The sequence below is a fragment of the Mesorhizobium shangrilense genome, from assembly GCF_040537815.1.
In the GTDB taxonomy this organism is placed as follows: domain Bacteria; phylum Pseudomonadota; class Alphaproteobacteria; order Rhizobiales; family Rhizobiaceae; genus Mesorhizobium; species Mesorhizobium shangrilense.
Genome location: NZ_JBEWSZ010000012.1, coordinates 39397 through 51879, shown reverse-complemented (window position 1 = coordinate 51879; position 12483 = coordinate 39397). Strand labels below are relative to the sequence as shown.

Here is a 12483-nt window from a genome sequence, read left to right as displayed (position 1 = left end):
GAGGTTTCCATGACCGAACTCAGCGACGAGCAGAAGCGCGATTTCGAGGCAGCCGCCTTTCGCCGGCTGGTCGAGCATCTGCGTGAACGCAACGACGTACAGAACATCGACCTGATGAATCTCACCGGCTTCTGCCGCAACTGCCTGTCCAACTGGTATCGCGAGGCGGCGAACGCCGAGGGCGTCGATCTCACCAAGGACCAGTCGCGCGAGATCGTCTACGGCATGCCCTACGCGCAATGGCAGGCACTCAACCAGACCGAGGCCTCCGACGCCAAGAAGGCCGAATTCGAGGCAAGGCGACCCAAGGACCACTAGGTCCGCCACCGACATTCGTCGATCACCATCGACGCCTTGTTTGGCCCAAATGCTTTCCCGAAAGAGTGCTTGACTGAAAATTGAATCGATCTAATTTGCCGCTCGAAGTCATTTTCGGACCGGAATCGCCTTATGAACGTGTCGAACGCCATGCAAATCGCCAATCGTGGGCGATGGGCTGTAGCAGCCATCTTTCTCGCCAATGGCTTCCTGACTGGCAGCTGGGCGCCGCAGATTCCGGTGTTCCTGACCCGGCTGGACATCTCGAAGTTCACCCTCGGCCTGCTGATCCTGCTGTTCGGCGCTGGCGCGGTCGCCGCCATGACCTGGTGCGGGCACCTGATCTCGAGACACGGTTCGCGCACCGTGCTGCGCTGGTTCGGCCTGTGCGGCAGCCTCGGCCTGCTGGTCGTGGCGCTGGCGCCCAATGTACCGCTGGCGGCCATCGCGATGTTCATCTTCGGCGGTTCGATCGGCGGCATGGATGTCGCCATGAACGCCAATGCGGTTGTGGTCGAGCGGCGGCTCTCCCGCGCCATCATGTCGTCCTCGCACGGCTTCTGGAGCCTTGGCGGTTTCGCCGGTGGCGGTCTGGGTGGCTTCGCCATCCAGCATTACGGCCATCTTGCCCATGCGGCGGTGGTGACGGCGCTCGCCTTCGTGGTGATCGCGGTGGCGATCCGCCATCTGATCGCCGAGGACAGGCCGCAGGCGGCCGAGCACCACAAATTCGCGCTGCCGGGAAATCCGCTGGTCTATCTGGTCGGGCTGATGGCACTGCTGACGATGATCTCCGAGGGCGCGGTGCTGGACTGGGGAGCACTTTATCTGCGCCAGGAGCTTGGCGCCGACCTTGCCGTCGCGGGGCTCGCCTACGCCGCCTTTTCCGGCGTCATGGCCATCATGCGCTTCTTTGGCGACGGCGTGCGCAACCGCTTCGGCGCGGTGTTGACATTGCGCGTGTCGGCCCTCGTCGCCGCCACCGGCATGCTGGTGGCCGGCCTGTCGCCGTCGCCCTGGCTCGCCATCGCGGCCTTTGCCTTTTGCGGCTTCGGCATCGCCAACATGGTGCCGATCATCTTTTCGGCTGGCGGCAACCAGGAAGGCATGTCATCGGGCACCGGCATGAGCGTGGTCACCACCATGGGCTATTCCGGCATATTGGTGGCGCCATCGGCGATCGGCTTTGTCGCCGAGCATTCGAGCTTCGGGCCGATCTTCATCGCCATGTCTGGCCTGCTGATTGTTGTCCTGCTGATGGCAGGGCTTGCTCACCGCGCCGAATTCGCGCCCAGCGCCGCGCCGGCCGAATAACGCTTCAGTTCCTCGTGGAGGAAATCCACTACCCGACGGATGCGCACGCTGGTGCGCACGTCGCGATGCATGGCCAGCCACACCGGCAGCGCCGGCAATTGTAGGCCAGGCAGCACCTTCTCCACCAATGGATCACGGTCGGCCAGCGGCTCCTGGCCAAATCCGATGCCGTTTCCGGCCCGCACCGCTTCCCACAGTACGATCTGGTTGTCGGCCCTGAAGCGAAAGCCGCTGCGGGCGATCGAGACGCCGAACTGGGCAAAGCCTCTGATAATCTCGTCGCTGCGGTCGAAGCCGATCAGATCGTGCTCTGCAAGATCACTGGGCGCGCGTGGCCGGCCGCGACGGTCGAGATAGGACTTTGCCGCGCAGGCACAGAGCGCAATGTCGGTGACCTTGCGCGCCACCAATTCGTTCTGCGCCGGCTTGACCATGCGGATCGCGATGTCGGCATCGCGGCGCAACAGGTTCTCCACCTGGTTCGACGCAACGATCTCGACTTCGATGCCAGGTTCCTCGATGCCGAGCCGTGCCGTCATCTCCGGCAGCACATAGGCGGCCACCACCTCGCTGGCGGCAATGCGCACCGTGCCCTCGATCGCCTCGACCGAGCCCAGCGCCAGCAGTGAAAACGCACTCGCCTGCTCGCTGACGGCCTTGCCGCGCTCGAACAACGTGGCCCCCGCCTCCGTCAACGCATAGCCGCGCCGTCCGCGCCGGAACAGCGTGACGCCGAGCGCCTGCTCCAGTTCCGAGATGTGACGGCCGAGCGTCGGCTGACTTGCGGAGAGTTTACGTGCCGCCGCCGACAGGCTGCCGGTTTCAGCCACGGTCACGAAGCTCTTGATCAGGTTCCAGTCGATTTCAGTCATTCATAATTGAATATCACATCGCCAATTTCAGTCAATTTTCATTCGTTTTCCGACAGCCCATATTTGGGGCCTAACGCAAACACGGAGACGAAACATGACCAAGATCGCAATTCTCGGCGCCAATGGCCGGCTCGGCCGCGTGGTTGCCAAAGCCTTCATCGACGCGGGCTACGACGTCCGCGCCATTACCCGCAGCGGCAAGGTGCCGGCGGAACTCAAGGGCGCGACAGCCGCCGCCGGCGACGCGCTCGACCGTGATGCCCTCATCCGGGCGACGGCAGGCGTCGACGTCATCTTCAACGGCCTCAACCCGATCTACACCGACTGGGGCAAGTGCCTGCCTATGGCCGAGAACGTCATGGCCGCCTGCCATGCGAATGGCGCCCTGCATCTCTTCCCCGGCACCGTGTACAATTATGGCTCGCCAATGCCGGCGGTGATCACCGAGGACACCCCGTTCCACCCGACGACCGAGAAAGGCCGCATCCGCTGCGCCATGGAAGACCTGTTTCGCCGTGAGGCCGACGCCGGCCGCGTCCGCACCATTCTGCTTCGGGCCGGCGATTTCTTCGGCGGCACCGGCAGCGGCTCGTGGTTCGACCTGGTCGTCGCCGCCAAGATAGGCAAGGGCATCTACACCGCACCTGGTCCAGTCGATCTCGTGCATGAATGGGCCTATCTACCGGACTTCGCCCTAGGCTTCGTCGCGCTGGCCAAGAATCTGGATAAGCTCGACTTCTACGAGGCGCTGAACTTTCCGGGCCACGCAGTCACTGATCTGGAGATCAGGGCCGCTGCCGAAAAAGCTGTTGGCCGTCCGCTCAAGATGACATCGATGCCCTGGTGGGTGCTGCGCGCCGGCAGCCCCTTCGTGGCGATGTGGCGCGAGATCGTCTCGATGTCCTATCTGCGCTTCGAGCGCCACCAACTGGCCTCGACACGGCTTGAGGGCATCATCGGCGAGATCCCGCATACGCCGCTGGATCGGGCGGTCGCCGGGGCTCTCGGAGACATCGGCATCGCGACGGTCGCGCGTGCGTCCAAAGCTGCGTGAACACAAAAGCGACGGACATGGACATGCTGTGTCCATCACTTTCCGCCACCGGCCTGAGGCCGTTTCTGAGCCGCCCCAACACCAACAGAATGAGGAGCAGGACCAGCATCGCTCCGACTATTCCGGACGGCCCATAGCCCCAGGACCGCGAATGCGGCCATGCTGGCATAGCGCCGATCAGGACAAGGATCAGGACGATGATGAGAATCGTGGTGATCGGCATCAGAGGCTTCCCCGCTGTGAGATTATGGGGAAACAATGCAAAAGGCCGCCCGGTTGTTCCTGGCGGCCTTTGTCGTCAATCGCAGGTACGTTCTATTCGGCTGCCTTGGGGAAAGCGGCTGCTGGCTCGATATCGCGCCCTGGCGCTTCAGTCGACGAGACCTCGCCCTTGCCGCGCCGGAACAGCCGACTGAACCAGCCGCGCCGCGCGCCAGGCTTCACCTTGGCGCGGGTGAACACCATCAGCATCGACGGCGTCACCACCAGCGTCAGAACCGTGGCGAAGGAGAGGCCGAAGACGATCGCCGAGGACAGCGAAATCCACCATTGCGTCGACGGCGCATTGATCGTCGTCTCGTGATGGAAGATTTCGAGGCCAAGGCCGAAGGCGATCGGCAGCACGCCGAGAATGGCCGACACCGCCGTCAGCACCACCGGACGGGCGCGTTCCCTGCAGGTCTGCAGCACCGCGTCCATCTTGTCCCAGCCCTCCTCGCGCAGCCGGTCGTAGGTGTCGATCAAGACGATGTTGTTGTTCACCACCACGCCGGCCAGCGCGATGACGCCGATGCCGGACATGACGATGCCGAATGTTTCTCCGGTTATCAGCAATCCCAGGAAGACGCCGATCGTCGCCATGACCACGCAGGACAGCACCAGCCAGACGCTGGTGAACTTGTTGAACTGCGCCAGAAGCACGAGGAAGATCAGGAAGATTGCCGCGCCAAAGGCCTTGCCTAGGAACGCGCTGGCCTCTGCACTGTCTTCGTTCGAACCGGCAAGCTTCCAGCGTATGCCGCTGCCGAGGTTCATGTCGGCGACAGCCTTCGTGACCTCCTGCTGGACGGCCGCGACCTGAGCGCCGGCCGCGACATTGGCCTGCACCACCACCGTACGGGCGCCATCGATGCGGTTGAGCACGCCGACGCTCGGTTTTGCCTTGCGGACGACGAAGTTCGAGATCGGCACCGACCCTTGCGAGGTCTGCACCCTCAACTCGTCCAGCGTGGACAAGGTGCGCCGGTCCTCCGGCAGCCGCAGCCTGATATCGACCGCCTTGTCGGCGCCGGCAGGACGGTACTCGCTGAGCTTGAGCCCGTTGGTCACCAGCTGCACCACGGTTCCGACCGAGGTCGGGCTGATGCCGTATTGCGCCGCCTTGGCGCGGTCGACCTCGATCGCCCAGTCGACACCGGGCGGTGGCAGGCCATCGGAGATATCGATGACGCCAGGCACCTTGGCGATGCGCGCAGCAACAGCCCGGGCTTTCTCGTCCAGTCCCTTGGGATCGACGGCCGAAAGCCTGATCTGGATCGGCTTGCCGGTCGGCGGGCCGGCTTCCGGCACCCGAACCTCGACATCGACGCCGGGGATGCCGGCCATGACGCCGCGCAGATCGTTGAGGATCTGGTTAGCCGATTTGCGCTCGCGCCAGTCGACGAATTCGTACTGGATGACACCGACGACGTCCTCGGGGACATCCTGGCCGCCACCGCTGGACTTGCCGACGCGGGTGTAGACCGACTTCAGGCCCGGCCAGCCGAGCAGCCTTTTTTCGGCAATCTTGGTCGCGGTGTCCATTTCGGCCAGCGAAAGGTTACCGCGGGCATGCACATAGAGCAGGCCGTAGTCGGGCTCGACACTTGGGAAGAACTCGACGCCAGCACCGTATTTCGAATAGGCGAAACCGATACCGAACAGCAGCGTGACTGTGAGCACAAGCACGGTGACGGGGAAACGCACCGCCTGCTTGACAACAGCCATGTACCAGCCGTCGCGATTGCCATGCTCGTGATGCGCCGGGGCCTTGGCGAAGATGGCTCCCAGCGTCGGGGCAAAGACCAGCGCGTAGAGCATCGAGGCCGACAGCGTGACGATCAAGGTGATCGGCATGTACTTCATGAAGTCGCCGATGATGCCCGGCCAGAACAGCAGCGGCGAGAAGGCGGCGATGCGCGTCATCGTCGCCGCGATGACCGGGCCGGCCATGCGCTTGGCGGCAAGCGCGAAGGCTTCCTCCTTCGGCATGCCTTCGCTCATCCGTCGTTCGGCGAATTCGGTGACGATGATGGCGTCGTCGACCAGCATGCCGACCGCCAGGATGAGGCTGAACAGCACGATCATGTTGATCGTGTAGCCCATCATGGCCAAGAGCAGGATGCCGATCAGGAAGGACGATGGAATGGCCAGCCCAATCAGCAACGAGGCACGGCCGGACAACGCGTAGAGAATGACGATGAACACCAGGATGACGGCGATCATGACGTGGTTCTGCAGGTCCCCCAGCAACTGGTTGACGAAGACCGACTTGTCCTGTGTGTAGGTGACGTTCAGACCTTCCGGCATCGTCTTGACGAAGGCGTCGGACACCGCCCTGACCTTGGTCAGCGTATCGATCAGATTGGCGCCGATGCGCTTCTTGACCTCGATGGCGACGGCAGGCTTGCCGTTGAGCCGGGTGATCGTCGTGGCATCGGCGAAGGTCGAGCGGATCGTCGCGATATCCTTGGCCTGGACCACGGCATTGGGGCCGGCGACCACCGGCAGGGACGCCACGTCCTCCGGCGTTTCGATCAGCGACGGCACCTTGACCGCGTATTTGCCCTGCGACCCTTCGATGTTGCCAGCGGCGACAAGGCTGTTGGAAGCCGAAACGGCGCCAATCAGCTGATCGAGCTGCAGCCCATAGGACGACAGCTTCATCGGATCGATGACCACTTCGACGAGATCGTCGCGCGAGCCTTGCAGCGACCCTTCGAGCACGCCGGGCACTTCCTCGATCCGGTCGCGCAGTTCACGCGCCGCGGCGGCCAGCACGCGCTCGGGCAATTCGCCCGACAGCGTGACGACGAGCACCGGAAATTCGGAAATATTGACTTCGGTGACGACAGGCTCCTCGGCAGCCTGCGGCAGGTCGGCCTTGCCGTCCTGCACCTTGCTGCGCGTATCCTGCAACGCCGTCGCCAGGTTCGTCTGCGGCTGGAACTCGACCAGCACATAGCCGCCACCCTGGAAAGCGGCCGAGCGCATTTCCTTGAGGCCCTTCAGACTCTTCAGCTTGCTTTCCATCGGCCGCAGCAGAAGGCGCTCCGAATCCTCCGGCGAAATGCCTTGATAGATCAGGCTGACATACATCATCGGAATCGGAACGTCGGGCTCCGCTTCCTTCGGTGTCGACTGATAGGCGACCCAGCCCGCGATCAGCAGGAAGACCAGGACCGAAATGGTCAGGCGGGCATTGTTGATTGCGAGTCTGACGATATCCATGACTTAGCCTGCTGTTGCTTTCGGGAGTGGCGAACAGACTGACGTCGCCGGGCAAGGCCCGGCGCCGGCGCCCCTTGCGCTACTGCGTGCCGGCGGTGGCTTCGCCGATCAGCTTGTTGATCGTCGCCTGGTCGGCATCGACCGGCTTGACCACATCGCCTTCCTTCACAAGTTCCTGGCCGGCGACGATAATGCGCGCATCGGCAGGGATGCCGCCAAGCACGAGACCGGTTGGCGTGTCGTCGACCAGGTCGATCGGGAAGAACGCCACCTTGTTGTCCTTGTCGACGGCACGGATGCCGAGATCGCCCTTGTCGCCGAGCGTCACCACCGAGCGCGGCAGCATGATGGCGTCGGTCGGCAATGCGCTGAGCGCGATTTCCGCGGTCATGCCGGCCGGCACGGAACCATCGGCATTGGGAATGGCGACCTCGACGCGGAAGGTGCGGGTCGCCGACGACGCGTCGCGGCTGATATAGCGCACGGTGCCTTCGACGCTCTGGCCGCTGACCAGGCGTACATTGGCCTTGTCGCCGAGCTTGAGGTAGCCGAGATCACGCTCGCTGACTTCGCCGCGGGCGATCACAGGATCAAGCTTGAGGATGGTTGCCACTTCGCCGCCCTGCATGACGGAACTGCCAAGCTCCACCGGGACCCGGTCGATGACGCCATCGAAAGGCGCCTTCACCTCGTTGCGGTCAAGCTCGGCCTGTGCGGTGTCCAGCTGGGATTGCGCCAGGGTCAGATTGGAGCGGGCGGTGTCGAGCTGCAACTTGGGCAGATTGCCGGTCTTGGCCAGCCGCTCCGCCGCATCAAGCTCCGCCTGGCGCTGCGCCACGAGTTGCTTGGCATTGCTTACCATCGAGATCTTTTCCTCAGCGGCAAGCATCAGCACGAGATCGCCTGTCTTGACGTGCTGGCCCTGCTTGACCGGCAGCTGGTCGATGACGCCGCCGACGCGTGTCGCCAGCACCGCGCGCTTGTCGGCCTCGGTCAGCCCGGAAATGCGGATGGCGCGCGCATAGGTGCGGCGCGGCGGTGTCACCACGGCGACGGTGCGCAACGGTGCCTTTGACTCGGCTTCCGTGGTCTTCGGCTTGCTGGCGTCCGGCGCTTTGCCTTGCTCGGTTTCGGCGGCCTTGGCTTTGTTGGCGGCTACGCTGCCGACCGACGAAAACTCGCCTGTCGCCATCCAGGCCGCGAAACCAATGAGCACAACAACGGCTGCAAGCTTGTGAAACCTGATTCTCGGCATTGTCGTTTTTTCCACTGCGGGTTCGGCCAGCACCGCGTCCCCGTAACGCGGGCGCGTCGCCGATATGGGTGCGCGCCAAGCCGTGTTCAATTTGCCGTGAACGGCGAAGGGCGCTTCTACATCAAAGTTGCACTGCAATATAGCCGGAAAGTTGCGAGAACATTGCGTCGCCGGGCATGATGCACCCAGCGGAATCGATTTTCGTGCGGCCGGCAGATCGTTTCCGTCGGGGCTGACACCGGCTTACGATCCGCTCCTGGCGCCCAGCCCCGGGCACCCGTCTTGGTCGCCCTGGACACGCTGCGCGAACATCTTCGAGGCGCGGCTACCTGTTGCGGCCCAGCTTGTTGATCCCAGCGAATTTCCGCCGGGGAATTTCCCAAACCAAGCCATCTCGACAGACGAAAGCTGTCGGCTCTCCGTGCATGACCACTCGGGCAGGGCGTTGTAATTACTGCATAAATTAGAGATCAAGGAAGGAGATCCGCAACTCGGAGCCTCGGCTCCGCCAACAGGCGGACCATCGAAGCCATGACGCCGCAATACCCGCATGGGCCACCGCCGACGGGCATGCGCGATGTGACGACCAACACAACGCCGCGACGAAGTCGCCGGACAAACAGAGTTCCGTGCCGGCAAGCTCCTTCGGCGCGTTTTCGATCCGAGACGCTACCGCCCCGCCCTCTTATGCGATCGTGAAAGACCATTCCGAGAACTGGGTGGCAACAGGCGTCAGTATGATTTGGAACTTTTCATGCCAACGTCACAACCTGCTGTTGAAGAACCTCAAGCCTGACGGCGCGCCACCTCGGGCTTCAGCCGTGCGGCAAGGAATTCCTTGACCCTCCGGCCCGGCGCCGGGCCACGCACCGGCTTGAAGCCGTCATCGAGCTGGCCGGAGAGATCGAGCGTCGCCGTTTTGCCGACCGCATCATAATTTTCCTCCAGCCAATCGCTGGCTGCGGTGCGGCCGAGATCGCGCAGATAGGCCAGGAAGGCCCATTCGGCATTGACCTTCGATGATGCCGAGAGATCCTTGAACGCCTCGTCGGCATCGATGCGGTGCATGCGGATGTCGCGGTATTCGCCATGCGGCAGCCGGCCGGCCGCGATCAGTTCCTTGACGAAGGCAATCGAGCGGAACTCGCGCATCAGCCCGGCATTGAAGGTGATCTCGTCGATGCGGTTCTGGATCTCGTTGGCGCTCTTCGGCGTTCCTTCGCGGACCACGGGATTGATCTGCACCAGAAGGACATCCTCGGTCGCTGTCGCCTTGAAGAATGGGTAGAGCGCTGGATTGCCACCGTAGCCGCCATCCCAATAGGGCACGCCCTTGATCTCGACCGCACGGAACAATTGCGGCAGGCAGGCCGACGCCATCACGGTGTCGAGGTCGATCTCGCCATCGGAAAAGACCCGCAGCTGCCCGGTCTCGACATTGGTTGCCGAGATGAACAGCTCCATCGATTTGCAGGCGCGCACATTGTCGAAATTGATCTCCTGCGCGACCACGTCACGCAGCGGGTTGAGGCCAAGCGGATTGGCGACATAGGGCGAGAACACCCGCGACATGGTGTCGAAGAACAAATAGCCCGGCGTGTTCTCGATCGACCAGTTGCCCCAGGCGACATCCCACGGCATGCGCTGCACCGGACTGAACCGTCCCTTGGCCGCCACCGCGCGCCAGAAATCATCGAGCTTCCGTCTCGCGCCCTCAACACCGCCACGGACAAAACCGTCGGCCAGCGCCACGGCGTTCATGGCACCGGCGCTGGTGCCGGAAACCGCTGCTATGTCGAACCGCCCGTCTTCCAGCAGTCGGTCCAGCACGCCCCAGGAAAAGGCCCCGTGCGAGCCTCCGCCCTGGAGCGCGATATTGATCTTCTTGGTCTCCTCCGCCTTGCCGTTTTTCGTCATGGCGTCGTCCTTTATGTGTCGAGCTTATTGGCTTTGAACCGCTCGGCGCTCCGTTTCTGGAACTGATTGGGAAGTTTGTAGAAATCTCCGGTCTCACTGGGCGGTCCAGCCCCCATCGACCGAAATGTGCGTGCCGTTGACCTGCGCCGCCGCGTCCGAACACAGGAACACCGCCGCCGCGGCAACCTGTTCCACCGTGACGAATTCCTTGGTCGGCTGCTTTTCGAGCATGACCTCGCGGATGACCGTCTCGCGGTCCATCTTGTTGGCCTTCATCTGGTCGGGGATCTGGGCCTCGACCAGCGGCGTCAGCACATAGCCGGGGCAGATGGCATTGCAGGTGATCTTTTCGCGCGCAAGTTCAAGCGCCACGGTCTTGGTCAATCCCATGATCCCGTGCTTGGCCGACACATAGGCCGACTTGAACGGCGAGGCGACCAAGCCGTGCGCCGAGGCGATGTTGACGATCCGCCCGCCGCCGGCTTGTCTCATCAGCGGGATCACCGCCGCGATGGTGTGAAACGCCGACGACAGGTTGATGGCGATGATCGCATCCCACTTCTCGGCCGGGAATTCCTCCACCGGTGAGACATGCTGGATACCTGCATTGTTGACGAGAATATCGACGGTGCCGAAGGTCTCCGCCGCCCTGGCAATCAACGCCCTGCACTCGTCGGCCTTCGACATGTCAGCCTTGATATAGGCGGTCTTGACGCTGTGCTGTTTGGCGATCGCATCGGCGACGGCATGGTCGGCGGCCGTGTCCGAGAAGGAATTGATGACGACGTTGTGGCCTTGAGCCGCCAGTGCATGGGCAATGGCCAGGCCGATACCCGAGGTGGAGCCGGTGACAACAGCGGTTTTTCTGGCGATCAAGGCAAATTCCCTTTGCGGCGCGAACAGGCATATATGTTGCAGTGCAGCATATATGCCCTACGCATCGCAAAAACAGCGGTACCCCTAGGTAATGACGTGAAACTTTCGTCATCAAGAGTCCGTTACACCCTGTTCATAAGGACCAGGAATCTCACGGCGACCGCCGCGCCCAGAGGCGGCTGCGCCCTTTCACTAAGGCCCGCACCTCTCAACGGATCGAGGAGAGTTCAACCTCAGGCAACAAGATCCGGCACCGGCCCGACATAGCGGGACTGCGGACGGATCAGCCGTCCGGTCGCCTGCTGCTCGCGCGCGTGCGCAATCCAGCCGGCCACGCGCCCCGCGGCGAAGACATTGCTGAACGCTTCCTTCGGGAAGCCCGCTGCCTCCAGCAGCAGCGCGGTGTAGAACTCGACATTGGTCTGCAGCGAGCGCGACGGCTTGGCGACCCGAAGCACCTCAAGGGCCGCTTGCTCGACCTTCTCGGCGAAAGCCAGCCGGCGGCCGGTCTGGCCCTCGGCACCCAGTTGGCGAACGACCGCCTTCAGCACATCGGCACGCGGATCGCGCACCCGATAGATACGGTGGCCGAATCCCATGATGCGCTCGCCTCCAGCGACTTCATCGCGCAGCCACCCGGCCACGTCGCCGTGTGCCGCGATCGCATCGAGCATCTCGATCACCGGACCCGGCGCGCCGCCATGCAGCGGCCCCTTCAGCGCACCAAGACCTGCCAGGATCGCCGACGTCAGGCCGGCCTGCGTCGAGGCGACCACGCGGGTCGCGAAGGTCGAGGCATTCAGGCCGTGATCGCAGACCGTGACGAGATAGGTGTCGATCGCCCCTGCCAATGCCGGGGACGCGGCGGTACCGTTGAGCATCCTCAGCATGTCGCCGGCATGACCTGCCCGCACGTCCGGCGGCACCGGCGTTTGGCCGTGCTGAAGACGCAGCAAGGCCGGCGTCAGCACGGCGGGCGCGGCGATCAGCCGGAGCGCGTCCTCCAGCGTGTCGCCGTCCGGCAGGAAGGCCATGCCGGCACGCATAGCGCTGTAGATGTCCAATGAAACCAGGGACGGAAGCATCGGCTGCAGCCGTGCGAACACCTCGCCGCGCGCCTGACCGATCTTTTCGGCCAGTTCCGCGTCGCCCGGAAGGTCGTCGAAAAAGCCGTCCAGCAGCAAGCGGACCACCTGGGAGAAACTCCAGCGGCCAGCCAGTTCCAGCAGCGAATGGCCTCGGATCGTCAGACGGCCGCCAAGACCGTCGACATCGGAAAGCACGGTTTCCGCCGCCACCACGTCATCGAGCCCGTTTGCCATAGCTGTCTCCTTGAATGATTTCGGGATCGGAGATAAGGCTGGGCAATCAATCCATCAATCTTGATC

General features: G+C 63.3%; 9 protein-coding genes and 1 pseudogene. 3 read left to right on the top strand and 7 right to left on the bottom strand.

The features are described from left to right. The first annotated feature begins 9 nt into the window (after nucleotides 1–9). Both ABVQ20_RS37860 and ABVQ20_RS37855 read left to right on the top strand, forming a co-directional pair. Nucleotides 10–318 (top strand): DUF1244 domain-containing protein, encoded by a 309-nt coding sequence (locus ABVQ20_RS37860; RefSeq protein WP_354464918.1) that lies wholly within the window; start codon nucleotides 10–12, stop codon nucleotides 316–318. Nucleotides 319–450: 132 nt separating this feature from the next. Further along, nucleotides 451–1632 carry an MFS transporter gene (locus tag ABVQ20_RS37855; RefSeq protein WP_354464917.1) on the top strand — a complete coding sequence of 394 codons (1182 nt, stop codon included), beginning with the start codon at nucleotides 451–453 and terminating at the stop codon, nucleotides 1630–1632. Here ABVQ20_RS37855 and ABVQ20_RS37850 read toward each other — a convergent pair. After that, entirely contained in the window at nucleotides 1590–2504 is a 915-nt protein-coding gene (locus ABVQ20_RS37850; protein WP_354464916.1) for a LysR family transcriptional regulator, read from the bottom strand. The genes ABVQ20_RS37855 and ABVQ20_RS37850 overlap by 43 nt on opposite strands. A 94-nt stretch (nucleotides 2505–2598) precedes the next feature. Here ABVQ20_RS37850 and ABVQ20_RS37845 point away from each other — a divergent pair, with 94 nt between their 5' ends. Then, a complete protein-coding gene (locus tag ABVQ20_RS37845) occupies nucleotides 2599–3558 on the top strand; it encodes an SDR family oxidoreductase (RefSeq protein ID WP_354464915.1) in 960 nt (319 codons plus the stop codon). Nucleotides 3559–3625: 67 nt separating this feature from the next. Here ABVQ20_RS37845 and ABVQ20_RS37840 read toward each other — a convergent pair. From ABVQ20_RS37840 to ABVQ20_RS37815, 6 genes and pseudogenes are all read right to left on the bottom strand, one after another. After that, nucleotides 3626–3781 (bottom strand): annotated as a pseudogene (locus ABVQ20_RS37840) (DUF3309 family protein); the annotation flags it as partial. Between the two features lie 92 nt (nucleotides 3782–3873). After that, on the bottom strand, nucleotides 3874–7047 hold the full coding sequence (locus ABVQ20_RS37835) for an efflux RND transporter permease subunit (protein ID WP_354464914.1): 3174 nt from the start codon (nucleotides 7045–7047) through the stop codon (nucleotides 3874–3876). Nucleotides 7048–7126: 79 nt separating this feature from the next. Beyond that, on the bottom strand, nucleotides 7127–8302 hold the full coding sequence (locus tag ABVQ20_RS37830) for an efflux RND transporter periplasmic adaptor subunit (protein ID WP_354464913.1): 1176 nt from the start codon (nucleotides 8300–8302) through the stop codon (nucleotides 7127–7129). A 786-nt stretch (nucleotides 8303–9088) separates the two neighbouring features. Then, a complete protein-coding gene (locus tag ABVQ20_RS37825; protein WP_354464912.1) occupies nucleotides 9089–10219 on the bottom strand; it encodes a patatin-like phospholipase family protein in 1131 nt (376 codons plus the stop codon). A 93-nt stretch (nucleotides 10220–10312) separates the two neighbouring features. Further along, nucleotides 10313–11095, bottom strand: coding sequence for a 3-hydroxybutyrate dehydrogenase (locus ABVQ20_RS37820; RefSeq protein ID WP_354464911.1), 783 nt, complete (start codon nucleotides 11093–11095; stop codon nucleotides 10313–10315). 233 nt (nucleotides 11096–11328) lie between these two features. Continuing rightward, the gene (locus tag ABVQ20_RS37815) at nucleotides 11329–12417 is read right to left on the bottom strand and encodes a citrate synthase/methylcitrate synthase (RefSeq protein ID WP_354464910.1); all 1089 of its coding nucleotides are present in this window, start codon (nucleotides 12415–12417) and stop codon (nucleotides 11329–11331) included. Between the last annotated feature and the right edge of the window lie 66 nt (nucleotides 12418–12483).

What these genes read in the sequence shown, in the direction of transcription:
- ABVQ20_RS37860 (WP_354464918.1), top strand. Translation starts at nt 10, where the DNA reads ATGACCGAACTCAGCGACGAGCAGAAGCGCGATTTCGAGGCAGCCGCC.
- ABVQ20_RS37825 (WP_354464912.1), bottom strand. Translation starts at nt 10,219, where the DNA reads ATGACGAAAAACGGCAAGGCGGAGGAGACCAAGAAGATCAATATCGCG.
- ABVQ20_RS37835 (WP_354464914.1), bottom strand. Translation starts at nt 7,047, where the DNA reads ATGGATATCGTCAGACTCGCAATCAACAATGCCCGCCTGACCATTTCG.
- ABVQ20_RS37815 (WP_354464910.1), bottom strand. Translation starts at nt 12,417, where the DNA reads ATGGCAAACGGGCTCGATGACGTGGTGGCGGCGGAAACCGTGCTTTCC.
- ABVQ20_RS37855 (WP_354464917.1), top strand. Translation starts at nt 451, where the DNA reads ATGAACGTGTCGAACGCCATGCAAATCGCCAATCGTGGGCGATGGGCT.
- ABVQ20_RS37850 (WP_354464916.1), bottom strand. Translation starts at nt 2,504, where the DNA reads ATGACTGAAATCGACTGGAACCTGATCAAGAGCTTCGTGACCGTGGCT.
- ABVQ20_RS37830 (WP_354464913.1), bottom strand. Translation starts at nt 8,302, where the DNA reads ATGCCGAGAATCAGGTTTCACAAGCTTGCAGCCGTTGTTGTGCTCATT.
- ABVQ20_RS37845 (WP_354464915.1), top strand. Translation starts at nt 2,599, where the DNA reads ATGACCAAGATCGCAATTCTCGGCGCCAATGGCCGGCTCGGCCGCGTG.